This is a genomic window from Candidatus Arsenophonus phytopathogenicus, from assembly GCF_056113345.1.
Genome location: NZ_JBUIOB010000017.1, coordinates 1,604,927 through 1,630,993, shown reverse-complemented (window position 1 = coordinate 1,630,993; position 26,067 = coordinate 1,604,927). Strand labels below are relative to the sequence as shown.

Below are 26,067 nucleotides of genomic sequence, written 5' to 3'. Positions count from 1 at the left end.
AAAATCACAGCAATACAGAGGTAGTTCAATAATATGGCTAGTAATTATAATATTGCTGTCTTACCAGGTGATGGTATTGGCCCTGAAGTTATGGCACAAGCCTTAAAGGTGTTAGCTGCTATTGGCCAACAGTTTAATTTGACCATCGTAACCCATGAATATGATGTCGGCGGAATTGCTATTGATCGCCATGGTCAGCCATTACCAGCTGCAACACTTTCAGGTTGCCAACAAGCGGATGCCATACTCTTTGGTTCAGTTGGTGGCACGCAATGGGAACACCTGCCGCCTGCTAGTCAGCCTGAACGTGGCGCATTATTACCCTTACGTAAACATTTTCAGTTATTTAGTAACCTACGACCCGCTCGTCTATACCCTAGTTTAAATAACTTCTGTCCATTACGGGCGGATATTCCAGAAAAGGTTTTGATATTCTTTGTGTGCGTGAATTAACCGGTGGGATCTATTTTGGTCAACCTAAAGGACAAGGACGTGTTGGGTCTGGTATTGATGAAAAAGCCTTTGATACCGAGATTTATCACCGTTTTGAAATAGAACGCATTGCGCATATCGCTTTTCAGGCAGCGCGTAAACGAAGCTATAAAGTAACATCAATAGACAAAGCTAATGTATTGCAAAGTTCGATTTTATGGCGAGAAGTTGTCAATGATATTGCCAAAATTTATCCCGATGTCGAAATCAATCATATGTATATCGATAATGCCACTATGCAGCTCATCAAAGATCCTGCTCAATTTGATGTTCTGCTCTAATATTTTTGGCGATATTATTTCCGATGAATCTGCAATGATTACCGGCACAATGGGGCTGTTACCTTCCGCCAGTTTAAATCAACAAAATTTTGGCTTATACGAACCGGCTGGCGGCTCAGCACCGGATATCGCCGGTAAAAATATTGCTAATCCAATTGCGCAAATCTTATCTGTAGCGCTCTTGATGCGTTATAGCCTGCACCAACCACATATTGCTGATACGATAGAAAATGCCGTCAATAAAACCTTATGACAAGGTTATCGAACTCAGGATTTGGCATTAGATAAGCAATTTGTCAGTACCGATGAAATGGGCAGTATTATTGCCAGTCATATTATGCAAGAGGTTTAGATTATGGAGAGAACTTTATATCAAAAATTGTACGATGCACACATTGTCCATGAAACGGAAAATGAAACACCATTAATTTATATCGATCGCCATTTACTGCATGAAGTCACTTCGCCTCAAGCATTTGATGGATTGAGAGCCCATAACCGCTCGGTCAGACAACCCAACAAAACTTTTGCTACCATGGATCACAATGTCTCTACTCAGACTAAAGACATTAATGCTAGTGGTGAGATGGCTCGCATTCAAATGCAAACCTTGATAAAAAATTGTCAACAATTTGCTATTACTCTTTACGATTTAAAACACCCTTTCCAAGGTATTGTCCACGTCATGGGACCAGAACAAGGCATAACTTTACCTGGCATGACTATCGTATGCGGTGATTCCCATACCCCAACCCATGGTGCATTTGGCACATTAGCTTTTGGTATTGGCACATCCGAAGTTGCGCATGTCTTGGCCCCGCAAACCTTAAAACAAGCTCGAGCTAAAACCATGAAAATTGAAGTCATCGGTAAACTAGCTAATGGCATCACAGCTAAAGATATGGTACTGGCGATGATTGGCAAAATCGGTAGCGCCGGTGGCACCGGTTATGTTATTGAATTTTGCGGCGAAGCAATTGAAAACTTAACTATGGAAGGCCGAATGACTGTCTGCAATATGGCAATTGAAATGGGTGCTAAGGCGGGTATTATTGCGCCTGATGAAACCACTTTTAATTATATTAAAGGCCGGCAATTTGCACCAAGCACAGAACAGTGGCAACAAGCCGTTAGTTATTGGAAAACGCTGAAGACTGATCCCGGTGCTCATTATGATGCTATCAAAACTATCTATGCTAATGAAATCGCCCCTCAGGTTACCTGGGGAACTAACCCAGGACAAGTAATTGCGATCGATAGCCCCATACCGTCACCAGATCAATTGCGCGATCCCACTGAATATGCTTCTACAGAGAAAGCATTAAATTATATGGACTTACAAGCTGGGAGCAAATTGACCGACATTAAGATTGATAAGGTATTTATCGGTTCTTGCACTAATTCGCGTATTGAAGATTTGCGTTCTGCTGCCGCTATCGCGAAAGGCAAAAAAGTGGCCCTAATGTACAAGCACTTGTTGTTCCTGGCTCAGAGCCAGTAAAAGCACAAGCTGATCACGAAGGTTTAGACAAAATATTTATCGATGCGGGTTTTGAATGGCGTTTACCGGGTTGTTCTATGTGCTTAGCAATGAATAACGATCGCCTTGCTCCTGGCGAACGTTGTGCCTCCACCAGCAACCCTAATTTTGAAGGACGGCAAGGCCGTGGCGGTCGAACTCATTTAGTCAGCCCAGCAATGGCAGCCGCGGCGGCTATTTACGGCCATTTTGTCGATGTACGTAAGATCGATAATAATCAAATAAAACAGGAATTGGCAAAATGAAAAAATTTATCCAACACACCGGCTTAGTGGCTGCTTTAGATGTTGCCAATATTGATACTGATGTGATTATTCCAATACAATTTTTACAAAAGGTCACTCGAATCGGTTTTGGTCAACACCTTTTCCACGATTGGCGTTTCCTGGACGATAACGGGCACAACCTAATCCGGATTTTGTCCTTAATAAACCACGTTACCAAGGGGCCACTATTTTATTAGTCCGTGAAAATTTCGGTTGTGGATCATCGCGCGAACATGCGCCGTGGGCATTAACAGATTATGGCTTTTGCGCCATTATTGCGCCAAGTTTTGCCGATATTTTCTATAACAATGCCTTTAACAACCAATTACTACCAATTAAATGAAGAAGAAATTAACCAGTTATTTAACTATGTTGAACAAGATGAGGGTTGTCAATTCACCATTGATTTGACGACCCAAACAGTCATTACTGGGGATAAAACTTATTTTTTTAGCATTGATAATTTTCATCGTTATTGCTTGATGAATGGGTTAGATAATATTGGATTGACTTTACAATATGAAAAGTTCATTACCCGTTATGAAGAGCAGCAACCACTATTTTTGCGATAACAGTTCAAATAAAAGGCACTGCCTCACTATGTAGGCAAAGCCTGATTATTTTTCTTTTCATTTTAAATTAATTAAAATGTTAGAAAAAGTGATGACATTCTATTTAATTAGATGCCTAAATCTTATATTGCGTTTTATTTACTGAAAAATAATTTAATTTATCTATTAATAATGAAAAATTATCCACATTTAGGGCTATATTTATTAATTTATTCACCTTTTCTGTGGATATCCATGTGAAAAAAGCTAGAGTAAACAGGGTATAATTTCATAAGTTTTTCAATCGATAGATTTCGAAATAAAAAATTAATAGCTTTTTTTCATAGAGATAAATCGATTTAATCGATTAAACATAGCTCAAAGCAGAACAGATAGCTAACCATCAAAACAGGATGAACAAAGATCCAGCAACATCCATTTTATCCACAGAATACGCTATTTTGTTAAACAAGCTAACAGGTGTCTTTTTAACATAAACCATCCTGTCAAGACTGTAAATTAAACCAGTAAAGGCTTTTTATTAGAGTTATCCAATAAAATTGTGGATAACTATAGCTGAGATCCTGTTTATTCCCTATTCGATTAAATTCATAACAGAAAAAAATATATCGATCTTGAATAAAATGATTTTATTATAAATAGATTGTTCTTACTTACTCGATCTATGTTAAAATTTTCACTGTGTGTACAAATTTAACTGGCTGTTTTTTATACAGGCATGATTTATGCAATTTTCTCCCCTGCCCCCTGATGATGAACAAAGTTTACTGAGTAAAGCCAACAACCTAGCGGGTTATACCATGGCTGAACTGGCTTATCAGGCAGGTATCGCAGTCCCCCACGACCTTAGACGCGCTAAAGGTTGGGCAGGTCAGTTATTAGAATATTGTTTAGGCGCAAATGCTGGTAGCAAAGCAGAACAAGATTTTGCCCATCTTGGTATTGAGCTTAAAACCATCCCTATTAACCGCTATGGTGAGCCATTAGAAACAACCTTCATTTGTGTGGCAGCTTTAACCGGTAATTGTGGAGTAACCTGGCTTTCAAGTCATGTACGTCATAAGCTATCACGGGTTTTATGGATACCTATTGAAGGTGAGCGCCAAATCCCATTAGCAAAGCGAAGAGTTGCTTCACCATTACTGTGGACTCCCAATCCCGTTGAAGAACAGCTGCTTAAAAAAGATTGGGAAGAGTTAATGGATATGATCGTGTTAGGTCAGGTTGAAAACATCACCGCACGCCATGGCCAGGTACTACAAATCCGTCCTAAAGCTGCAAATAATAAGGCTTTGACAGAAGGGATAGGTAGACATGGCCAACCAATAATGACGCTACCGCGTGGATTTTATCTGAAGAAAAATTTTACTGCTCCAATACTGGCACGCCATTTTGATTTACCAGCTCATAAATAACAACTTAACCTAGCTATCTACAGAGAGTGGGCTTTATAGTGACAATTTACGATAATAATGCTCAACTGGTTGACGAGCCTCTTCATAAGACGCGCGGCGAATATTGTGCATTTCTTGCCAACGTACATTGAGCGGTACATGGCCTTCATTTTTGGCGGCTTGAATAAATTCAGCCAGCGCCTCCGCTGAATCGAGTACCGCTATTTTGGCATATTTTTCGATCGCTTTAGGCAAAAATAGTGTCACCGAAAAATTGTCTGCCAATTCCGATGACTCATTATTCACATCTGTACCATGATGAATAAGTTTATGCTGTTCATCGCGATCCAAAGCACGATGAATATCATCGGCTAATTTCAGCAAACGATGATTTGCGGTGCCTAATTTAGATCATTACGCTCACTCGGTATCACAGTATCAAGTGTGCCATAATCACCAATATGAGGAGCTACCAATAATAAATCATAATCAGGGACAAATGGTTCGTGTATTTTCGGTTCACTCAACACATAAATCGGTTTCCCGGCTATTTCTATTCTATAGTGGTTATTACTATTAGATTGATAAATAGCGTCAAATTGATATTCCTGTCCAGTTGGTGAGCGCGCTAACAAAATCATACCATCACCACGTGAGCGAGATAATTCAAGACAACCTAATTCGATCAGTTCGTTGATCCTATCGCGGGTTATCGTCAAAGGCACACTAATCGCTTCACCATTTTGTATATTTTTACTGATCAAGGCATTGTATTTTTGCACCTGCTCTGACTGTCCAACAAGCTTGCTAAAATTTTGATCAACACAAATAAATCCGGCTTGTGGACCCCAATCGGCAGTTTTCCCTTTAATCATAAGTGGCTTAGTGGGATAACCGGCTTCAATTAAAGAGGTCGCAAATGGACTAATGGGGCGAATACCATAAATTAGATTTTTTTTGAATCGCATAGTTAGAAAGGGTTTTTAAATGCGTTGCTGAAATACCACTTTTTAGTTGATTTTTTTGACAACTAGAGGAAGGAGCAGGTTTTTCCGCCATTTGTCTAGGATAGGCAGCATTTAAGATTAAATTATTAGTTATACGGTGCATTTATACTTTATTCCTGCCATTTAAAGAGTGATATTTTACCTATTTTATTGCATGAAAAACAGTCAGATAACTTACTTTAATAAGTAAAAAATAAATTCAGATTGATTGCATGCCTTAACTAATATTCATTCAATTTGATGGATAATTAGTTGACTTAAGCGCAAATAAAAATGTGCCATAAATGGCACATTTTGGTTGCAAAATTATATAGGTTAGTTAACGCTTTTTGCTAGCCTGAATATAAAGCATATCCAGTGCGATGGTAGCCCCCGCTAAGGCAGTAATTTGTGACTGATCATAAGCCGGAGCAACTTCCACAATATCCATGCCAACAATATTCAATGGTTGTAAAGCTCGCAACAACTTTAAGGCACGATCACTGGTTAACCCTCCAACAACCGGCGTTCCTGTACCGGGCGCAAAGGCAGGATCCAGACAATCAATGTCAAAGGTTAAATAAACCGGTAATTCACCCACTGTCGATTTTATCTGAGCAATAATATCTTCCTGTGGTGCGTCATTCACATAAGCCGCAACCAACACTGTAAAGCCATTGTGCTTATCATATTCGGTCCGAATACCAATCTGAATTGAGTGAGTGGCATCAATTAATCCTTCATTTGGCGCATGGTAAAACATGGTACCATGATCAAATTGACTACCATTACTATAAGTATCGGTATGGGCGTCAAAATGAACCAACGCCATGGGGCCAAAATGCTTTGCGTGTGCACGCAGTAAAGGTAACGTGACAAAGTGATCACCACCAAAGGTTAAACATCTTTTGCCGGATACCAATAACTTTTCGATATGTGCCTGCAACTTATCGCTCATATCCTGTGCATCACCAAAAGCAAATACCAGATCTCCGCAATCAACTACTTTTAACTGATCGTTGAGATCAAACTGCCATGGCCAACGTTTACCCTCCCATGCCAGGTTTGCTGATACCTGTCGAATAGCAGCCGGCCCATGACGGCTGCCCGCCCGACCTGATGTCGCCATATCAAAGGGAACACCGGTGATCACCCATTGTGCATCACTATCATAAGGTGAAAAATGGAGTGGAAAACGCATGAAACCAAAGGCATTAGAAACCAAAGAGTTATCTTCTTGATTATTTAATGTATTATTGATCATATAATTTATCTCAAACTGTTTATTAGTGAATAACTTTCACTATTAAGGCTACTGCGCTTCTGCCTGGCATCCTCCCTACCTTAAAGGACGAAATTGACGATGCATCGGTTAAGATTTATTCCTTTATTGCTCAATAACCTTGGCTAACTTATATTGACTCACCTTCTAAATAGGTATAACCATATAATCCTGTTTCAAATTCAGCCAAAAACTGCTCCTTTAAACTTTTCGTCAAATTTTTACTATTGACTTGATCACGAAAAAGCGTCAATAACATGTTAGGATCAAGCTTGACGTAATGGAGCATATCCGCCACCGAATCTCCCTCTTCACTTTGTAAATACCTGACTTCACCCGAATTATCAATATAGACGTCAATCGCTGCTGTATCGCCAAACAAGTTATGCATATTGCCTAATATTTCTTGATAAGCACCGACCATAAAAAAACCTATCATCGGCGGCTCTTCCGGATCATAATTAGGCATCGGCATAGTAGCAGCGATACCATCACCATCGATATAGTGATCAATAATACCATCCGAATCACAGGTAATATCTAATAAAACCGCCCGCCGCTCTAATGGCGCATTTAATCCTTGAATCGGTAATACTGGAAAAAGTTGGTCAATACCCCAGGCATCCGGCATGGATTGAAATAACGAAAAGTTAACATATAACTTATCAGCCATTCGCTCTTGTAACTCATCGATAATAGGACGATGAGCTCGATTACTGGGATCTAAATCCTGCTGAATACGACGACATATATTAAGATAAAGCTCCTCAGCCCAAGCACGCTCTGTCAAATTTAACATGCCATGGGCATATTGGGTATGCACATCATATAACGAAAGTTGACTATCATGCAGCCATTCACGTAATGAACGGCTATTTCCCTGTTGCATTTCATTCCATGTCTCCCACAGAGAAATCAGCGATAATTCGGTATCTTTCGGTGGTGGCGTGATCTTAGTAAATTCATTACGTTCAACACCAATTATATTGGAAACTAATACTGTATGATGCGCGGTTAATGCTCGACCAGATTCAGTGATCACCGTTGGATGCTCTAACCCATGTGCATCACAAGCTTCACCTATCGCCCAGATAACATTATTGGCGTATTCATTTAAACCATAGTTGACAGAACAATCCGATTGCGACCGAGTCCCCTCATAATCAACCCCAAGACCACCACCAACATCAAAACACTCAATTTTGACACCTAATTTATGTAACTCAACATAAAAACGAGCTGCCTCTCTAGCGCCTGTGGCAATATCGCGAATATTAGACATCTGAGAACCTAAATGGAAATGTAATAATTGCAAACTTTCCAGACGCCCTTCATTTCTTAATGTATCAATCAACTGCAAAACCTGAGAGGCGGCCAAACCAAATTTTGATTTCTCACCACCACTCGCTTGCCATTTACCCGAACCTTGTGACGCCAAACGCGCTCGTACTCCCAAACGAGGAATAACATCTAACCTTTTAGCTTCATCCAAAACTAGGGCAATTTCAGTCATTTTTTCAATCACTAAGTAGACTTTATGGCCAAGCTTTTCGCCGATCAACGCTAAACGAATATATTCCCGATCTTTATAGCCATTACAAACAATCACTGATTTTGTCATACCTGCATGCGCTAATACAGCCATTAATTCTGCTTTGGAGCCGGCTTCTAAACCTAAAGGTTCTCCTGATCTCACTAAAGTTTCAATCACTCGCCGCTGCTGATTTACCTTAATTGGGTAGACAAGAAAGTAATCACCTTGATAGCCATAATCACGACGCGCCCGTTCAAATGCAGCATTAATTGACCGCAATCGATGTTGTAAAATTTGCGGAAAACAAAACAGGGACGGCAAACGTAGATGTTGCTGTTCTTCCTGTACTTGTTCAACTAAGGCGGCTAAATCAATTTTCGCGTCTGGTTGGTCAAGATTAGGACACACAGTAATATTACCTTGTACATTAACCTGGTAATAGCCGCCTCCCCAATATGCAATATTATAAGTTTGTTGCATTTTACGCGCGATATTGTTATTCATACTTATCTCCTGAAATGGAGTATGAGCTTAACTTTTTCCCCAACATATCCTATCTAATGAGATAATATTCTGTGCAAATTTTAAAATTTCAGGAAACAGCAATAACTCTTCTTTTATTTAAAAAAGGATTAGATGACAACTCAGCAATCATTCCGTTATTTAATAGTTGCAAAACAACTTATCAATGAATGATTTTAGCCTGTCTCGAGTACGACCTATAATTTCGACTAGAAGCCATAATATAGAGAAAGGAAATAGAAGTGGCTACACAGACATTAAGCTGTGATGATTGGTAATTTGCTATTTGCTGATAATGGAACATTACCCATTCACCTAAAAACATGGTTATAACATTCAGCCTCAGAACGTAACCACTTTAAATTGAGAAGTAGTATCAATACCGATACTACCGCATAACGCCTGATGAGAAAAAAGGTTCATCAGTTATCGTGCTGTTTATACCTTTATTATAAGAAAAATGCAAAATCAAATTGAATAAAACATCAACATATTTATCTATATCTAGCAAATCAGATTTTTGCCATCAACAAAGATAAAAAACAGCTAGCAATAGCGCAAAATTAACATTAGAATAGACGTCTGGATGGTAATGCATCTAATTCAGTTTCTCCGAATTTTTAAGGTAATAAAACATTTATGACCACACATCTTTTCACTTCTGAATCAGTATCAGAAGGTCATCCTGATAAAATTGCAGATCAAATTTCAGACGCAGTTCTTGATGCAATTCTTGAGCAGGATCCAAAAGCACGCGTTGCATGTGAAACCTATGTAAAAACAGGTATGGTAATGGTTGGCGGTGAAATTACGACCAGCGCCTGGGTAGATATTGAAGAAATTACGCGGCGCACGATACGCGAAATTGGCTATACCAGCTCCGATATGGGTTTTGATGCCAATTCCTGTGCTGTTATCAGTGCAATTGGCAAACAATCTCCTGATATTAATCAAGGAGTCGATCGTGCAAATCCTTTAGAACAAGGCGCAGGCGATCAAGGGATCATGTTTGGTTACGCTAATAACGAAACCGATGTTCTTATGTCAGCGCCAATTACTTATGCTCACCGCTTAGTTGAACGTCAAGCCTACGTGCGAAAAAATGGTACTTTGCCCTGGTTACGTCCAGATGCTAAAAGCCAAATCACTTTCCAATATGAAAATAATAAAATAGTGGGCATTGATACTATTGTCTTATCTACTCAGCATGCTGAAGAAATTAGCCAAGACACCTTATTAGAAGCGGTAATGGAAGAAATTATTAAGCCAGTATTACCGACAGAATGGTTACAGCAAAATACTAACTATTTTATTAATCCAACAGGTCGTTTTGTTATAGGCGGCCCAATGGGTGATTGTGGTTTAACTGGCCGTAAAATTATTGTCGATACTTACGGTGGCATGGCTCGCCATGGTGGTGGGGCTTTTTCTGGCAAAGATCCGTCTAAAGTCGATCGTTCTGCTGCCTATGCAGCGCGCTACGTAGCAAAGAATATTGTTGCCGCTGGGCTTGCTGATCGCTGTGAAATTCAAATTTCTTATGCTATTGGTATCGCTGAACCGACATCCATCATGATCGAAACTTTCGGTACTGAAAAAATAGCCAATGAAAAACTAGTTCATTTAGTGCATGAAATCTTCGACTTACGTCCTTATGGTCTAGTCAAAATGCTCAATTTATTACAGCCTATTTACCGTCAAACTGCAGCGTATGGACATTTTGGCCGCTCTCAATTCCCATGGGAAAAAACAGATAAAGTTGCTGAACTTCGCGCAGCCGTCGGTTTTAACTAACTAATCGTCGATTTTATCTTGTTAAAACAGCAAAGGGACAGTTAAATAACTTTCCCTTTTGTTATTTTAGAACTATGCAAAAATAGCAATTAGTTATTAAATTTTTTTAACGATTATTTTAAAAATACCATAATAAATTAATTACTCTTGTCCTAAGCTCACACTTAGCCCATTTAACCATATTAATAATATGAAATCACATCGAGTACCTATCGCTTTACAACAGATTGTCATGCGAGTATTGCGCAACAAACTGGCTACAGCGAGTACCAAATTGGGAAAAACCTTTACAGAACCGTTGATTAATTACCGACAACGAGGAACCATCGCTGGTAGTGCTCACCTGGAGGCGTGGGAAATACGTCTTAACCCCATTTTACTGATTGAAAATGGTGAAATTTTTATCAATCAAGTTATTCCACATGAGTTAGCCCATTTATTGGTATATCACTGTGTTGGCAAAACAGCCCCTCATGGTAAAGAATGGAAATGGATGATGGCAATAATCCTTGATGCTCCACCACAGAGAACACATCAGTTTGCATTAACCTCAATTCATAAGCAGACTTTTCATTACCATTGCAAGTGCGACCTATCCCATCAATTAACCCTGCGCCGGCACAACAAAATCCAACTCGGGAAAAGGGAGTATATTTGCAAAAAATGTGGTCAATATCTTGTTTGGCAAAATCAATAGGAGAGCGAATCACTCTCCTTTGTTGATCAAGCTAAATCAGTCATAATCATCTTAGCAATTTCAAAGTAAATAATTAATCCTGTGCCATCAATAAAAGTTGCAATAAAGGGAGCAGAAACAATCGCAGGATCAATATTCAATCGTTTCAGTACCATTGGAATAATCGAAGAAACAATCGCACTCCACACAGTAATTACCATCATAGTCAAACCGACAACCAGGGTAACTTGATAGCCTACATCCAAGATCCAGGCACGAAATATGCCAACACAACCTATCGTTAGTGCCACTAAAAATGATGTAGATATCTCTTTTTTAAGCACAGAACCTAAATTACGTAAACTGACTTCCCCTAATGCCATTGCTCGCACTAAAGTAGAAGTTATCTGAGTACCACTATTACCGCCGGTGCCAATTAATAAAGGAATAAAGAAAGCTAATGAAATGGCAGATTCCAACTGATCAGAAAAAGCTTTCAATACTGTGCCAGTATAAGCTTCAGCCACAAATAACATCAATAACCAAACAACACGTTTACGCCATAATGTTATTGGGCTGGTTGACATATAAGGCACTTCTAAAGGTAGCGTGGCGCCTTGTAGATGTGCATCTTGGGTATTCTCATCCTCAATTAATTCAGCGATGTCTTGAGCACGTAATACCCCTTTTAGTTTAGAAAACTCCACAACCGGAATAGAATCGACATCACAATGATTGAGAAGAGCAAACACTTCTTCTCGTGATTGATCTGGTGAAACAGAAAAAAAATCACATTGCATAATATCTGATACAAATAATTCATCTGATGAGGTTAATAATGTTTTCATTAATAACAAACCATTCAGATATTTATTTTTATCAATTACATAAAGATAAGTCGGGATTTGATCGCCGGTAATTATATTAGCCAGATTATTTTTAATAGCGGCAACAGAATCATTCATAGAAACTGCAATATAAGATTGGCTCATATATGCACTAACTTTCACTTCATCAAATTTATTATGATGTTGCTCATTGAAATTTTCTGTAGGACTATTGGCCGGACACACCACATTGGGAGCCGTTTTTTGTAGGGATGTTAACTTCATTTTCGAAACCCTATCACTGTTATAAACTGCAAACAGTTCTCAATATAGGGGCAAAACCAGATGCGAGAATATTAAGCTATCTCAACGTCTCAGTTTTAGCACTATACAACGTATCCTGAAAATAGCAGGAAGTTACATGGGGATACACCTTGACTCGATATATCCTGTCCTGATCTTGGGCGTCTTTCGACGTCGTCAGATCAGCAACCTATGTTTGTATAGGAGCCTCGCCTAACGAGATACTGCACCGTGCTTAATATTAAAAAAATAATATTAACTCGGGCGCATTATAATGAAGATAAATAGCTTTTCCAATTATAACATTACATATGGTTTAGCTTTTGTTTAAGTTGATAAATAATAAAATCAATCGGCAAAATTAATAAACAAAAATAATATTTAAAATCGTAAGTTATTTAATTAAAAAAGCAAATTTTCATCAAATGCCAGACGATCTATTTTTATCTTTTTTGCTTCATTAATAACTTGCTCTGCTGTTTTACCGTCTAACGTTCGGCAAATCCGTTTTTCCAATGACCGAGTGGCAGCTATTTCACCAAGTTGGCGATACTCATCAAAATTAATGCTATTAAACATAGTAATATCAATAGCTTCATCAAATTGTTGCTGTTTTTCAAAAGAGAGAGAATCTCGTACTTCGGCAATAGAAGAACGTAATAATTGTTTATTTTCGCCATTTAGTTTTAATTGTTGATCACAGCCCAATAACAAAAAATCGATGAAGAAAATTAATAGATGAAATCTCATATATAACGCCCTTCTCTCTGTTTTCATTATCAGCATAGCAAAATCAAAACCAATAAACTTAAAAATGATGAAAATTTAAATAGAATAATTGTAAAAAAAATTTTCATACTACTGGTAAAAAATTAACAGCAATACTTGATTGCTTATCAATTGTTACCGAATAAAATAAAATTTAATTATAATCAAGTGACTTTATTCATCAACTAGTCATAAATTAAAAATAATCTTCTTAATATAATGTTACTTTTCAACATAATTGAAAGAGCCAATATTGGCTCTTTCAGTATTACTTTTATTTTATGGTAATTTAACACCTTCAAGAGAAATAATAAGTTCAGCTTGTTGCGATTTTGGCCCAAGATCTTTTTTAAAGTTAAAATCTTTCAATTTAATTTTTTCCCGTTGCCTCAAAGCCAACACGATAGCCACCCCATGGATTGTCACCTTTACCCATTAAGATAGATTAAGGACTATAGGTTTTGTTACACATTTAACGTCAGCTGCCCTTCGATATGATAAGCCCCTTGACTTGACTGACCTTAGTTGAAATAAAAGTTACCTTTGGATATTTTTTTACATTAAAAAAATCTGCACTGTGCAAATGCTTATCACGTTCAGCATGATTAGTATCAATACTTGCAGTATTAATTACCACCTTAACCTGATCATTTTGTGGATTCTTTTCATCAAACGTAAAATTACCGGCAAAATTCTTAAAACTACCATAAACCCAACTGTAACCTAAGTGTTGAATGCGAAACTGGACAAAAGCGTGTTGACCTTCATTATCAATTTTATAATTAGCAGCTATTGCTGAATTAACGCTCGATAGCAAAATTGTGGTTACTAAAGCCAAAATTTTTTCAACATAACTATCTCCAACAAGTTATTTTCTTGAATGAATTCCAAGCAGGCGTTTTAAGGTAACATCACCATCAATAAGATGATGTTTTAATGCTGCAATCGCATGAAGAATAGAAAGAATAATAAGTGTCCACGCCAAATAAAGATGTATAACACCTGCATTATCCGCCTGCATTCTCTCATCTGACCATATTCCCGGGATGTCAAAATAACCAAATATTGAAATAGGCTGACCATCGGCAGTAGAAATTAAATAACCGCTAAATAATATGCCAAATAAAAGTAAATAAAGGGAAAATTGGACAAGAGTAGAACTTATTTTTACTAAATTGCTATAACTATCTAATGGCTTAGGTGGTGGTGAAATAAATCGCCATAGAACACGAAATACCATCAGCAAAAATAAAATAAAACCGATGCTCTTATGAATTTCTGGCGCTTTGTGATACCAAACGTCATAATAATTTAAAGATACCATCCAAAGCCCCAACGCAAACATTCCATAAACAGTAAGCGCAACCAACCAGTGAATTAAAATTGATATATGCCCAAACTGGGTTGAGGTATTCTTCCAAAGCATATCAATATTCCTTTCGTTAAAGATTTAGAATAATAATAGTCAATTTTGATGCAATATTAATAATAAATGAATTTTTGAGTAATTAATTGCCAAACAAGAAGAAATAATTTGTTATAGATCATCAAAAAAATCATTATGTTACTCTGTGAAATAGTTTCATCATTGATGATCAAAACAAAAATAAAATTTGAAAATAAATCTTTATAATATATTTTATTTTACTATTTTCTTTGCAAAAGAAAGCTGTTTAATAGTGATTATTCGTATTTTATCAGAGTAAAATTTTATTGGTAATAATATAATTTAATAGTATTAGCTACATTGCTACCAATAGTAACAGCATATAAATTACCGTAGTTGGTTAAAAATATTATATTATTGTTCAATATTGAAGTCAATAGCCTTTAAAAAATTAACATTTAATTAACTTAGTTATCTAAAATAAGTAACTATGTTAGCTCGGGTAATAGTAATAAGAATGAATGATTTAAATTAGAAAATAGTATCCTCTATTATAGAGGATACTAAGAAACAAAGGGTAAATAATAGGCACACAAAACTAATTATTAATTTTTCTCTATGATAGCACTTGCTCTTACGTAATTTTGTCCTCCCTCGGAAGTTATTTTCACAATAGTGGAATCTTTCTCTTTTGCTTTATTCTCTAAATTTTTAATGGCCTGATTAAGACTAATTGCTGAGGCAGTAATAACTTCTTGAGCGAAAACACCAAATGAAACTACAGAAAGAAAAACCACTATTATGAGATTTTTCATTTTCATCATAAACTATCTCCTAAAATTAACATTTGAGACTAATTTAGAACCAAAATACAACAAAAATAAATACGATATATTTATAAAACATGCACAACGAAATTTTTTAAATAATTATTTATCCGGTAGAATTAATTATTAATAAAATCGATCAAATAAATAACCTGCTAATTTTATCTAAAAAGAATATTAGAGATATAAAAAATAAAGTCAATTTTAAATTATAATTAAATTTTCATTATTGATACTTTATAGCAAAATATTTTCCAACAAATAATGTAAAAAATAAAAATATATTTTATTGTGAAGAAAAGAAAAAAAATATTGAAAAAATAACTTTCATATTTATCCTTTAGTCAATTTATACATAATAAACTTTATTTTAATTCCAAATAAAAATTATTATAATCCAAACAGAGAATATAAAATAATTTATTAAAAAATAATAGGAAATATATATAAAATGGCAATATTATTTGATGTAAAAGATAATTTATCACCATATTAACAATTTATTTATTTATTTATTTATTTATTTATTTATTTATTTATTTATTTATTTATTTATTTATTTATTTATTTATTTATTTATTTATTTATTTATTTATTTATTTATTTATTTATTTATTTATTTATTTATTTATTTATTTATTTATTTATTTATTTATTTATTTATTTATTTATTTAGCAAATTACACTAATTAGCTATAATTTTTGCGACTGATTATAAATATATATTTTTTATTGTCTTTACATGAAACAAAAACAAAACAAGAGAAGAGGATGAGTAGCATGAAAATAAGGCATATTGCATTGTTAATGTTAGTATTTCCCGTAACTAATATTGCCAACGCAGCTGAAATATATAATCAAGATGGAAATAAGCTAGATCTTTACGGAAAAATTGATGTTAGAAATCATATTGGTAAAGGTAAAAGTGGCGGAGATGATTCAAGAGTTCGGGTTGGAATTAAAGACAGCACCGAAATTTCCGATAACCTTACTGGATTTGGTCAATTTGAATGGGAAACAACGGTTAATAAAACAGAGGATAACCATATCGATAAAAATCGATTAGCCTACGTTGAAATTAATCATAAATATTTAGGTTCTATTGATTACGCCCGTAATTATGGCGTGCTATATCATATTGACGGCTGGATTGATGTCCTGCCTATATTTGGAATGATGGCATATCAATGCCGGATAATTATATGAACGGTAGAAATAGAAATTTACTTACCTATCGCAACAATAATTTATTTGGCTATATTGATGGATTAAACATTGCATTACAATATCAAGGAAAAAATACGGATAATAATAAATCAAGTGTAAGTACAGCCAAGCAAAATAACGGTGACGGCTACGGTCTATCAGTGATTTATAATACTGATTTTGGACTAAATTTTGGCGGCAGTTATAACAATTCACACAATGTCAATAATGACACGGTTAATTACTATGCCAATGGTAAACGCGCAGAAACTTCGAGTATTGGTGCGAAATATAATGCCAATAACGTCTATCTGGCATCAACTTATATTGAAACACGTAATACGACACCTTTTGGCTCGACAAATACCAACATTGCACCTAAAACAGAAACTGTTGAAATTGTCGCTCAATATACATTTGATTATGGTTTGAAACCATCATTAGCTTATATTCAGGCTCAAGGGAAAGGTCTTGGTGAATATGGAAATAATTACTTAAATAAATTCATACCACTAGGTTCATTCTACTATTTTAATAAAAATTTTGCTGCACTGTTAGATTATAAAATTAATTTATTAAATAAGAATAAATTTACTGAAAATTACGGCATTAGCACTGATAATGTTTTAGGTATAGGATTAGTCTATTATTTTTAATATATAATCCCAGATAAGAAATATCTGGGATATTTTTATAAAAAAATAACTAGCCCTAAGCTTATCTAGTAGCAGTTTGATTTTATAAGATAAAAAAAATTAATCAATTGTTATCAACATTAGTCACTATCAACAAAGACTCTTTAATTTATTATATAACCAGATACAAAAATAGAGGCAGCTCTCATAGCCAGCCTCTATTTTAATTGATATCTATTATGACAAATTTAATTTACTTTAGGCATAATTTTGTTAGGTGCTTTTTTTGCTCCAGATTTAATATGAGCAGCTTTCTTCGCTTTTACTTTACCAGCATGAGATATTTGTTTGGTTTTGACTTGTTGCTGTCCAACATTGGTTTGACTAGTTGTATTCATTGGAGTAGAAGCAGCCATACTACCAAATGAAATTAATGCTATCGATAAAAGTGTATATTTTACAAATTTCATTATAACTACCTTTAAGTTGATTTAGATACCTTATCATTATAATAAATTAAAAATAAATTACTGTTATGAATATTTATTTTATCCATAAAATTTATTAGTAGTGTTAGTTAATATTTAGAATATGTAAGCTTTGAAAAAAACTGTAAATATAAGAAAACATAGAAACCATTTTTGGGGAAAATCTAGTCAAAATTGTTGATTATCATTATATAATAAAAATACTTTTTTAATAACTAATCGACTAAATGACAACCCGGTATTAAGCGAATTGAATACAGCCAATCTATCTCTATTGATTGTAAAAAAGCCCACTCAATGAATATTCAATTGTTAGGGGGCTTAATTTATAAAATATAATTACGTTATATCAAACCGTTAATCATTGGTAATCATTAACAACTTTAACGCCTATATTTTTCAACCAATGCACGAGCAATAGCTTCTGTTTCAGCATCTGCATTACCACTTATATCAGCTGGTCGAAAGTGAAGCTGAAACGCACTAATGGTTCTTCGTGTTTCCTCATCAAGTTCACCTGATTGTGGAATTTTATCATAACCATATTTCTGCAAATATTTTTGAACAACTGACACACTAGCCGGCGCATAAGCTGATCGCCCTGCCAGATATTTCTTAACCGTCATTTCATCCGGCCAAGCTCCAATACCAAGCTCAGCTAAACGTTTCCATGGGAAAAGTTTACCTGGGTCATACTTTCTCAATGGAGCAATATCACTATGGGCTAAGACATTATCGGGAGTTATATTATATCTTTTTATGATATCTTTAGCTAAAACAATGATGGCGGAAATTTGCTGCTCATTAAAAGGGTACCAGACCTTATCGCCAAGCATATCCTCATCCTCAGTAAACCCTTTATTGACTATTTCGACGCCAATAGAGCTATCATTAAGATTAAGCCTACCGTTCCAATTACTTAATCCTGCATGCCATGCTCTTTTATCCTCCGGAACAAGGTTATATATAACGGGTTTATCATTTTTTATTTTCGGAATTGACGGAATAAGATAATGGGCACTTACTTTAGCTTGAGTTAAAATTTGCAATGAACGAGCATCATTTACTGCAGTATAATGAAATATTAAAAATTTCACTCAATCATTTTGGCTTATCGATGAAAAAGATTTATCGATATAATAATTGCCTCTATCAACGATAGGGGTTTTGGACGAACAACCCACTATCATTAGCACCAATAACATCATAAACAACTTTCGCATATCATCTCCATATAAGTGTTTGATACCTACCCTTACAAAAGTATTACTTGTCATACACTCTACTTCATGCACCTAAATAATTTAGGTCAAAACTTTTGGCTATACGCTTAGTTCTCATTACCAGCTAATTTGTATCTCCATTTTTATAATTTAAAAGAATAAACTATTTATAATGTCTCATCTCATTTACATAATTTATTTTTTTATTATCACAATAAATAATAGCAATAATCTTAATCAACAAAGCGTTGCAACACCACAATTATATATAATTAATAATAAATTCACAATTGATTGTAATTATTATTTTTTTTAATGGATTGTAGCTTTATTAACTCAATGTTTTTGTGGTTAATCGATATTTTGACCGTAATTTTATAAAATTATTAATTAATAGTAGAACAGCAGCTTTCATCAATTATGTACAATTTTAAGTCAACCACATTATCAAATAGTAAGAGATAGCTCTTAAAAAACTTTTTTACAACAGTATCCATTGAAAAAGAATTTAGTATAAATTTTATACTTGATTATCATACTCATATCATTTCAAGTCATACAGTTTTTGATACATAATAACTATCGCTATTTTATTAAAAAATCATTCTAAAAAAGTAATAAAGAGGCTATTGAGTTAGTTTAATTAACATTTATATTCATTTTTATGCTTTGTTATATAACTGTCATTTTTTATACTCATCAGGCCGATGCTGGCGTTCATAGCCTAATTAATAATAGTGGGAATTTTTTCTATATAAAATTAGCTAGTTGATAGGTTTGATATGCTGGTGTTAGCAATAGAAGTGAGCGCTAACTTAATTTTATTTTAATAACCAATGATTATTTTCATTAAATAATCCATACAAACAAAAATAAAAAATAGCAGGATTAATAATATTTGATTATATTAAGCTATAAGCTTTATCAAAGACTCAATCATTATAAGGTTGTTGACCATTTTCATAAAGTATTATTGCTTTCACTAAACTAATCAATGTTGCTTTGTCTTTCATATTAACAGCTGTCTTAGGTGATAAATTCATACTATTGGATACGCGTTTAATATATGAGTTAGTGTTATTTTCATTGTTTGGTGCCCATCGACTAATTAAATAAGATATATTTTTTAAACCATATTTTTGTTGATATGTGCCAAGTAATAACATTATCGCACGAATACCATATTCAGGTGATTCAAATCGACAAAATCGTTTTTCAATTGCAGGATCATAAGGTACTGCACCCTGCCATTTATTAATAGGATTATAGTCAATATTTCCTGGATTATTATTACGCAGACCACGTTGAATGGCCATAATTTATTTACTCCATATTTATTTTAAATAATATTAACATTGAGTTAAGAATATCTTTAATTTTATTCTAAAATAAATAACATCACGAAACAAAACTAATAAATTAACAAATTTAAATTTTTTTAAAAAATATTATTTGTATACTAAGCATGCTCCATACGCTAGCTACTAAAAAATATATTTATAACTATTCACTGTTTATTTAATATAAGCTGTTAAAAAATTCCATGGTGAAACCAACAAAAATTTCCATTCGGTTATCATAGAATTTAATTCAATGATAAAAACAAAAAATAGAAAATTTTATAATTTATTTATAAAAAGATAGATATTTTATATCTGATAATTATATTAATGAATAAGCACTAATTTGTTAAATTGTCATCCAATTTGAGCAAAACCTTACAAACTATTTGACTATTATATATCTGATATATTCACATCTATAACTTGATAAAAAGCTGACCCCGTATCAGCTATTGTCCATATACCTAAAATAATTTGATAACCGCTTCGTTTCGGTACATCATATTCAATATTCATCTCATCAACAGTTAATTTCTTTCCATCATTAGATCGTAAACAAAATGGTTTTGATTCAAACGAATCACGCGTCAATGGTGCATTTGGATCCCAATCCTGCTTGGTAATATAAAACTCCCAACTTACCGTATGATTTGGCTGAGTTAAAAACCATTCAAATATATTTTTACCTACTTTAATATTATTTTATGCCAGCGATCGCTATTTTGCTGATCTAATTGACTAAACCAAAAAATTATCACCGCTAGCTATTCTACCATCTTTAGCACCCTGCTTTGGAAAACCACTCGCGCCTTCAATCGACATTGGGTCGTTACTAGCACTACCACAATCATCATTCTGCTCTATCCAGCATAAAACCGACCGACTTTTAGGTCTATAAATAAATCCATGCATTGATTCACGATTAGAACTCACACTTGAAAATGCAGTTACAACAATTAATATAAATAGCATTAATAAGAAATTATTTTTTCATCTTATAAATCCCTTAATTAATCATATGATTTAATAAAGTATCTGTCAGAAAAACATTTCATTAACAAAATAAATATAAGTAATTAGAAGACAATTGGGATTATTAAATTAATAGCGACACTTAATCAAGTAAAATAAAATTATTTTTTTATTGAGACATTTTTTATTTTCATATAACAAATTAATTGATAACTTGCTTTAACAGCATATAAACCTATTTAAGTATAGATAAAATAAAATACTCAAAAAAAATTTTTTATTGATAATAAAAAATTATCAACACCTAAGTAATAAGTAATAAGTAATAAGTAATAAGTAATAAGTAATAAGTAATAAGTAATAAGTAATAAGTAATAAGTAATAAGTAATAAGTAATAAGTAATAAGTAATAAGTAATAAGTAATAAGTAATAAGTAATAAGTAATAAAATCTTATAATACTTTAACTATCGATATCGCTTAAATATGTGGCATCACATACTGCAATTAACAGCTACTATTAAATTTAATTGTGTAATTGTAAAAATTCACATACAAATCATTATCATATATTAATTGTAATAATGTTGATTAATAAAATAAACTTATTTCATAAAAAACATTTGTGATGATTAATTACCATTAAAATCACATAATTATATAAATGGTGAATATATGCCAAAAGAAATATTGAGTATTTTTAATCATAATCAGTTCAGCATATCTGTCGCATTACAAAAAGAAAATGATATAGAAAATAAAAATGTAAAATTAGGAGAACTAATCGGGGAAGGACTTTACGGAAAAACATATTTTGATGCCAATAATAAAAATGTCATATTAAAAAAACTATATAATTTAATTGATAGACATAGAACAGAATCCTGCACCAGAGAAGAAGTAAACTGTTTTAATAAATATTACGGAGAAGGATCTGCCGCGTTAATAGAAAGTGGTGATACATTTTATATTAGAATGTATAAAGTACCTGGAGTAACAATCACTAGCATTAAAGATAAAATATTTCCGCTGAGTGCACAAGAACGTTTTCGACATATGATCTGTGATTTAGGCTATAAAGAGATAATGCATGATGATTTACACTGTAATAATATTCTATATGATAAAGAAACCAACAATAGATTTTACTAACAAATATGCAGAGTACTATTGTGGAGAGAATGACACCAAAGATTCACTAAATGATAAAATAGAAATGATGTATGATTGAGCACTTAAACATATTATTAAGCATACATATTATTAAACTTACATGCTAACTTGCCAAAAATTAAAATAACCAACTATCAATTTCGCTGAGTATCAGCAATAGTAAAACTGCTCTCTCAGCGTTCTATAATATCAATTCAATTAACTTTCATATTAGAGTGTAAAATTACTGCCAACAACAATAAAACCTAACAATATCCAAACCATTAATATCCCTTTAAAACTAGGCGTTATATTCTTGCGACCTCTACCAATAGATTTAATCAAACTTTTTATTAGCTTTTTTCCATTCTGTGCAAATAGCCAACTAAAAAATATTTTTGCAGTTGATTAAAAATCAAGTGAGCACAGCGACTACTTTTGGATGCCTGTTGATTCTAACACTGCCTGGATAGCAGCACTAAACCGAACCGGTATAGAAAATTTCCGCTTTCATGATCTGAGACATACTTGGGCTAGCTGGTTAATTCAGTCAGGTGTTCCGCTTTCAGTATTACAAGAGATGGACGGTTGGGAATCTATCGAGATGATGTAGGTACGCTCCCCTGGCGCCTAATCATCTTACTGAACATGCAAAACAAATCGACGATGCTTTCAATAAATTCAAAAATCGTGGCCCAAATTTGTCCCACTTTAAAAAACTGAAAAGTTAAATTTGATGTAACCCATTGAAATAACTGGTACGCCCTACAGGATTCGAACCTGTGACCTACGGCTTAGAAGGGCGATAACTTCTTATTTTAACTCATAACAAATGATTTCATTCAGTTTCAACTTGCTATAATAAAAAGAATTTTACATGTTGTATGATTTCACTTTATAACATAGTATTTCACCATAACGACACCCGTAAGAGCACCCGTAATGACAGGAATATTACTCACTGATAGCAAGATCAAAGGTATTAAACCCAAAGAGCAAGCGTATTACGTATGGCAGTCATCAGCCACCAGAGGTACAGGGCGCTTGGGTCTAAAAATTTACCCTTCCGGCAGAAAGATGTTTGTTTACAAGTACCATAAAGATGGTGCTCGAAAATTCCTTTCACTGGGAGATTATCCCACAGTAACCCTCGCAGAAGCAACCGCAAAAGCCCTCACCGCCTCTGCCAATATCACCGCGCCAGAAACGTCTATTGCTGAACATGCAACTATAAAACAATTGTTTGACGATTACATCAGCACTCAAAAAAAGCTGGGGAATCGCTCTTATGACAAAACAAACAACAGACTCAACCAAGTGTTAACCAGTAAGTACATTAATCCTGCTACACCCGCTAAGGAAATAACATCCATTCAGATCAAACGTGTTCTTGCAGAGTTTATAGAGCGTGGCGCAAACGCCGGAGCAAATAAGATCAGAGCTAACCTTCATGACGTATTCAACTTTGGGCTATTCGCGGACAACGATCCGGCTAACATTAACGGAAAAACCATTTACGGGCTTGACCGAAACCCGGTAAGCGTCATTCCACCTCAAAAACGTGTAGATAAGGCGCTTGATCGTTTTTTGTCATGGGACGAACTCAGCGAGCTATTACGATTGCTTGCGGTCACGGAATCAGCCTGCCCCATTCATCCAGACTTTTCTCAATTGACTCTGCTGTGTATCTTTAGCTCTGAGCAACGCCCGTGGGAAATAATGACCAATACTCGCAATCAATGGGATGAGAAAAATAAAACCCTGAGAGTACCCCCTCACATATCAAAAAATAGTGATTTCCATATTATCCCACTGAATCAAAGCGCTACTGAGATTCTGGAACAACAGAGAAAAAAATATCCAGACGCGGTGTTTCTCTTTCCAGGCAATACGAAAGAAGGGCATTTGCTGTCCGCTGAGTACAGTAAACAACTCCGTAAATTCTGCAAATTAACCGGTTTTGATAAATTCACACCCAGAGATATTCGCCGTACCTTTAAAACCTTGGCAGGAGATATGGGCATTAGTGCGGAAATGCGTGATAGACTTCAAAATCACAAAAGGCCAGGGGGTGTTAGCAAAACACTACGATAGGTATGATTATCTAAGAGAAAAACGAGAAATAATTGAACAGTGGGAAAAAAATTACTTGCTTTATGATAGATATAATATTACATAAATTAGCTATTAGCTCTGAACGGCTAATAGATTATAAATATAGGGGGCCTTCTACCGCTAGGAATACTCTTTTGCGAATACAAAAGGAGCAAGTATGCAATCAGTAAAAGTAGGTATCACTGCTATACAACAACTGGATTCAGCTCCCCTAACAAAAAATCAAAAATCTCTTATATGTATGCTTACTATTGGAAATATTCTCGAATTTTTCGATTTATTTCTAGTCGGTTTTGTCATTACCTTACTGATGCAAGATCAACGCTGGTCATTGAGCACAATACAGTCAGGTTTAATCCTCGCTGGCGCAGGACTTGGAACTGTCATCGGCGCAATTTTTTGGGGGTGGCTTGCTGATAAAAATGGCCGTAAGAAGTCATTTTTCTCATGTATTTTATTACTTGTAATATTTACCGGACTGGCTGCACTAACGCCTGAAAATAATTGGCTCTTTTTGTTAATCATGCGAGTTTGCGTAGGTATAGCCGTTGGCGGGCTTAATGTGACTTCTGTGCCTTATGTTCAAGAATTTGTACCTTCTAAAAAAAGAGGATTGTTTACTGGTTTGACTTCAGCATTTGTACCATTGGGTCTATTTCTTGGATCATTCGCAACTCGTTATCTGGCTGAACCGCTTGGTTGGCGAGGACTTTTAATTATTGGTTGTCTTCCTGCTATTTTATTGGCATGGAGAAAATTCATTCCAGAATCACCACGATATTTACTCTCTAAAGGACGTTTTCAGGATGCCCGTGAAGCTTACGCCTGGGCGATGAATATCCCTGTAACTAAAGTGGGGCATTTACCTGAATGTGTATCGATTAGCAAAAAGTCTTATCTAAATATAATAAGGCACTACCCAAAACAACTTACTATTGTCGCTATTGGTTCATTTTCTTTTATACTAGGAAGTTTCGCTATTCAGTCATGGGGACAGGTATTATTGAATCAGGTTTTCCGTTTTAGTATTAATGTTGTGGCAAATCTATTCATGATACTGTCTTTAGGGGATTTAGTTGGCCGATTATTTTCAGCATGGCTTTCCGATTATCTTGGAAGACGTCGAACTCTCTTTTTATTCGGTCTTATTGGTGCTTTTGGATGTATAATTGGAGCATTGTCTATACAAATCAGCACAATCGTGCATTTTTTAAATTTGAATATGCTATCTTCAAGCTGGATTTTCTTTTTTGGCATTCTTATCGCTATAATGTTTGGCGATGGGGCATTTGGAATTATTAATACATTTGGTGGAGAAATGTTTTCTAATCAGGTACGATCGACCTGTCTTGGACTCGGTTATGGTGTAGGTGCTACCTCTAAAATTGTTGGTCCTGTTTTTCTCGGCGGTCTCATCGATGGCAAAAATTTTTTCTGAAGATGTCGTGTTCGTACCCTTCCTCATATTTGCGTTTATTTTTTT

General features: G+C 34.6%; 17 protein-coding genes, 8 pseudogenes and 1 riboswitch. Of the genes and pseudogenes, 12 read left to right on the top strand and 13 right to left on the bottom strand.

Going from position 1 to position 26,067, the window contains the following annotated elements:
• The first annotated feature begins 33 nt into the window (after positions 1 to 33).
• From AC01GB_RS12300 to mutH, 5 genes and pseudogenes are all read left to right on the top strand, one after another.
• Positions 34 to 453 carry an isocitrate/isopropylmalate family dehydrogenase gene (locus tag AC01GB_RS12300; RefSeq protein WP_474452035.1) on the top strand — a complete coding sequence of 140 codons (420 nt, stop codon included), beginning with the start codon at positions 34 to 36 and terminating at the stop codon, positions 451 to 453.
• A pseudogene (locus AC01GB_RS12295) lies at positions 441 to 1,026 on the top strand (isocitrate/isopropylmalate family dehydrogenase). Before AC01GB_RS12300 ends, AC01GB_RS12295 begins: the two are co-directional and overlap by 13 nt.
• A gap of 102 nt (positions 1,027 to 1,128) precedes the next feature.
• Positions 1,129 to 2,558 (top strand): annotated as a pseudogene (gene leuC, locus AC01GB_RS12290) (3-isopropylmalate dehydratase large subunit).
• Positions 2,555 to 3,151: pseudogene (gene leuD / locus AC01GB_RS12285) on the top strand (3-isopropylmalate dehydratase small subunit). The pseudogenes leuC and leuD overlap by 4 nt, the downstream one beginning before the upstream one ends.
• 725 nt (positions 3,152 to 3,876) lie before the next feature.
• On the top strand, positions 3,877 to 4,566 hold the full coding sequence (mutH, locus tag AC01GB_RS12280; RefSeq protein WP_474452034.1) for a DNA mismatch repair endonuclease MutH: 690 nt from the start codon (positions 3,877 to 3,879) through the stop codon (positions 4,564 to 4,566).
• A 33-nt stretch (positions 4,567 to 4,599) separates the two neighbouring features.
• Here mutH and AC01GB_RS12275 read toward each other — a convergent pair whose 3' ends face one another.
• The 4 genes from AC01GB_RS12275 to speA form a co-directional block, all read right to left on the bottom strand.
• On the bottom strand, positions 4,600 to 4,929 hold the full coding sequence (locus tag AC01GB_RS12275; RefSeq protein ID WP_474452033.1) for a hypothetical protein: 330 nt from the start codon (positions 4,927 to 4,929) through the stop codon (positions 4,600 to 4,602).
• A gap of 17 nt (positions 4,930 to 4,946) precedes the next feature.
• Positions 4,947 to 5,513 (bottom strand): anthrax toxin-like adenylyl cyclase domain-containing protein, encoded by a 567-nt coding sequence (locus tag AC01GB_RS12270; protein WP_474452032.1) that lies wholly within the window; start codon positions 5,511 to 5,513, stop codon positions 4,947 to 4,949.
• A gap of 358 nt (positions 5,514 to 5,871) precedes the next feature.
• Positions 5,872 to 6,795 carry an agmatinase gene (gene speB / locus AC01GB_RS12265; RefSeq protein ID WP_474452030.1) on the bottom strand — a complete coding sequence of 308 codons (924 nt, stop codon included), beginning with the start codon at positions 6,793 to 6,795 and terminating at the stop codon, positions 5,872 to 5,874.
• 148 nt (positions 6,796 to 6,943) lie between these two features.
• Positions 6,944 to 8,851, bottom strand: coding sequence for a biosynthetic arginine decarboxylase (gene speA / locus AC01GB_RS12260; RefSeq protein WP_474452029.1), 1,908 nt, complete (start codon positions 8,849 to 8,851; stop codon positions 6,944 to 6,946).
• 657 nt (positions 8,852 to 9,508) lie between these two features.
• Here speA and metK point away from each other — a divergent pair.
• Positions 9,509 to 10,663 carry a methionine adenosyltransferase gene (gene metK / locus AC01GB_RS12255; RefSeq protein WP_474452028.1) on the top strand — a complete coding sequence of 385 codons (1,155 nt, stop codon included), beginning with the start codon at positions 9,509 to 9,511 and terminating at the stop codon, positions 10,661 to 10,663.
• Positions 10,664 to 10,853: 190 nt separating this feature from the next.
• Positions 10,854 to 11,360, top strand: a complete 507-nt coding sequence (locus tag AC01GB_RS12250) for a SprT family zinc-dependent metalloprotease (RefSeq protein ID WP_474452027.1) — start codon at positions 10,854 to 10,856, stop codon at positions 11,358 to 11,360.
• A 26-nt stretch (positions 11,361 to 11,386) separates the two neighbouring features.
• On the opposite strand, the gene AC01GB_RS12245 is transcribed toward AC01GB_RS12250, so the two are convergent.
• The 5 genes and pseudogenes from AC01GB_RS12245 to AC01GB_RS12225 all read right to left on the bottom strand — a co-directional run bounded on the left by AC01GB_RS12245 (position 11,387) and on the right by AC01GB_RS12225 (position 15,448).
• Positions 11,387 to 12,451, bottom strand: a complete 1,065-nt coding sequence (locus AC01GB_RS12245; RefSeq protein ID WP_474452026.1) for a magnesium transporter — start codon at positions 12,449 to 12,451, stop codon at positions 11,387 to 11,389.
• 73 nt (positions 12,452 to 12,524) lie between these two features.
• Positions 12,525 to 12,697: riboswitch (M-box (ykoK) riboswitch) on the bottom strand.
• A gap of 174 nt (positions 12,698 to 12,871) precedes the next feature.
• Entirely contained in the window at positions 12,872 to 13,219 is a 348-nt protein-coding gene (locus AC01GB_RS12240; protein ID WP_474452025.1) for a DUF6694 family lipoprotein, read from the bottom strand.
• Positions 13,220 to 13,516: 297 nt separating this feature from the next.
• Positions 13,517 to 14,078 (bottom strand): annotated as a pseudogene (locus tag AC01GB_RS12235) (YceI family protein).
• Between the two features lie 27 nt (positions 14,079 to 14,105).
• Positions 14,106 to 14,663, bottom strand: coding sequence for a cytochrome b (locus AC01GB_RS12230; RefSeq protein WP_474452024.1), 558 nt, complete (start codon positions 14,661 to 14,663; stop codon positions 14,106 to 14,108).
• Between the two features lie 566 nt (positions 14,664 to 15,229).
• Positions 15,230 to 15,448: a hypothetical protein gene (locus AC01GB_RS12225; RefSeq protein WP_474452023.1), complete on the bottom strand. Its 219-nt coding sequence runs from the start codon at positions 15,446 to 15,448 to the stop codon at positions 15,230 to 15,232.
• A 783-nt stretch (positions 15,449 to 16,231) separates the two neighbouring features.
• Here AC01GB_RS12225 and AC01GB_RS12220 point away from each other — a divergent pair.
• Positions 16,232 to 17,313, top strand: a pseudogene (locus AC01GB_RS12220) (porin).
• A 227-nt stretch (positions 17,314 to 17,540) separates the two neighbouring features.
• On the opposite strand, the gene AC01GB_RS12215 reads toward AC01GB_RS12220, so the two are convergent.
• From AC01GB_RS12215 to AC01GB_RS12200, 4 genes and pseudogenes are all read right to left on the bottom strand, one after another.
• Positions 17,541 to 17,762: a hypothetical protein gene (locus AC01GB_RS12215; protein ID WP_474452022.1), complete on the bottom strand. Its 222-nt coding sequence runs from the start codon at positions 17,760 to 17,762 to the stop codon at positions 17,541 to 17,543.
• A gap of 401 nt (positions 17,763 to 18,163) precedes the next feature.
• Positions 18,164 to 19,003, bottom strand: a pseudogene (locus AC01GB_RS12210) (N-acetylmuramoyl-L-alanine amidase).
• A 932-nt stretch (positions 19,004 to 19,935) separates the two neighbouring features.
• Entirely contained in the window at positions 19,936 to 20,319 is a 384-nt protein-coding gene (locus AC01GB_RS12205) for a structural protein (RefSeq protein WP_474452021.1), read from the bottom strand.
• Positions 20,320 to 20,739: 420 nt separating this feature from the next.
• Positions 20,740 to 21,258 (bottom strand): annotated as a pseudogene (locus AC01GB_RS12200) (lytic polysaccharide monooxygenase).
• Positions 21,259 to 21,992: 734 nt separating this feature from the next.
• Here AC01GB_RS12200 and AC01GB_RS12195 point away from each other — a divergent pair.
• From AC01GB_RS12195 to AC01GB_RS12180, 4 genes and pseudogenes are all read left to right on the top strand, one after another.
• Positions 21,993 to 22,469 carry an OspG family effector kinase gene (locus AC01GB_RS12195; protein ID WP_474452020.1) on the top strand — a complete coding sequence of 159 codons (477 nt, stop codon included), beginning with the start codon at positions 21,993 to 21,995 and terminating at the stop codon, positions 22,467 to 22,469.
• Between the two features lie 442 nt (positions 22,470 to 22,911).
• Positions 22,912 to 23,200 (top strand): annotated as a pseudogene (locus AC01GB_RS12190) (tyrosine-type recombinase/integrase); the annotation flags it as partial.
• 211 nt (positions 23,201 to 23,411) lie between these two features.
• Positions 23,412 to 24,563 (top strand): tyrosine-type recombinase/integrase, encoded by a 1,152-nt coding sequence (locus tag AC01GB_RS12185; RefSeq protein ID WP_474452019.1) that lies wholly within the window; start codon positions 23,412 to 23,414, stop codon positions 24,561 to 24,563.
• 178 nt (positions 24,564 to 24,741) lie between these two features.
• Positions 24,742 to 26,022 carry an MFS transporter gene (locus AC01GB_RS12180; RefSeq protein WP_474452018.1) on the top strand — a complete coding sequence of 427 codons (1,281 nt, stop codon included), beginning with the start codon at positions 24,742 to 24,744 and terminating at the stop codon, positions 26,020 to 26,022.
• The last annotated feature ends 45 nt before the right edge of the window (positions 26,023 to 26,067 follow it).

What these genes read in the sequence shown, in the direction of transcription:
- AC01GB_RS12300 (WP_474452035.1), top strand. Translation starts at nt 34, where the DNA reads ATGGCTAGTAATTATAATATTGCTGTCTTACCAGGTGATGGTATTGGC.
- mutH (WP_474452034.1), top strand. Translation starts at nt 3,877, where the DNA reads ATGCAATTTTCTCCCCTGCCCCCTGATGATGAACAAAGTTTACTGAGT.
- AC01GB_RS12270 (WP_474452032.1), bottom strand. Translation starts at nt 5,513, where the DNA reads ATGCGATTCAAAAAAAATCTAATTTATGGTATTCGCCCCATTAGTCCA.
- speB (WP_474452030.1), bottom strand. Translation starts at nt 6,795, where the DNA reads ATGATCAATAATACATTAAATAATCAAGAAGATAACTCTTTGGTTTCT.
- speA (WP_474452029.1), bottom strand. Translation starts at nt 8,851, where the DNA reads ATGAATAACAATATCGCGCGTAAAATGCAACAAACTTATAATATTGCA.
- metK (WP_474452028.1), top strand. Translation starts at nt 9,509, where the DNA reads ATGACCACACATCTTTTCACTTCTGAATCAGTATCAGAAGGTCATCCT.
- AC01GB_RS12250 (WP_474452027.1), top strand. Translation starts at nt 10,854, where the DNA reads ATGAAATCACATCGAGTACCTATCGCTTTACAACAGATTGTCATGCGA.
- AC01GB_RS12245 (WP_474452026.1), bottom strand. Translation starts at nt 12,451, where the DNA reads ATGAAGTTAACATCCCTACAAAAAACGGCTCCCAATGTGGTGTGTCCG.
- AC01GB_RS12240 (WP_474452025.1), bottom strand. Translation starts at nt 13,219, where the DNA reads ATGAGATTTCATCTATTAATTTTCTTCATCGATTTTTTGTTATTGGGC.
- AC01GB_RS12230 (WP_474452024.1), bottom strand. Translation starts at nt 14,663, where the DNA reads ATGCTTTGGAAGAATACCTCAACCCAGTTTGGGCATATATCAATTTTA.
- AC01GB_RS12225 (WP_474452023.1), bottom strand. Translation starts at nt 15,448, where the DNA reads ATGATGAAAATGAAAAATCTCATAATAGTGGTTTTTCTTTCTGTAGTT.
- AC01GB_RS12215 (WP_474452022.1), bottom strand. Translation starts at nt 17,762, where the DNA reads ATGAAATTTGTAAAATATACACTTTTATCGATAGCATTAATTTCATTT.
- AC01GB_RS12205 (WP_474452021.1), bottom strand. Translation starts at nt 20,319, where the DNA reads ATGGCCATTCAACGTGGTCTGCGTAATAATAATCCAGGAAATATTGAC.
- AC01GB_RS12195 (WP_474452020.1), top strand. Translation starts at nt 21,993, where the DNA reads ATGCCAAAAGAAATATTGAGTATTTTTAATCATAATCAGTTCAGCATA.
- AC01GB_RS12185 (WP_474452019.1), top strand. Translation starts at nt 23,412, where the DNA reads ATGACAGGAATATTACTCACTGATAGCAAGATCAAAGGTATTAAACCC.
- AC01GB_RS12180 (WP_474452018.1), top strand. Translation starts at nt 24,742, where the DNA reads ATGCAATCAGTAAAAGTAGGTATCACTGCTATACAACAACTGGATTCA.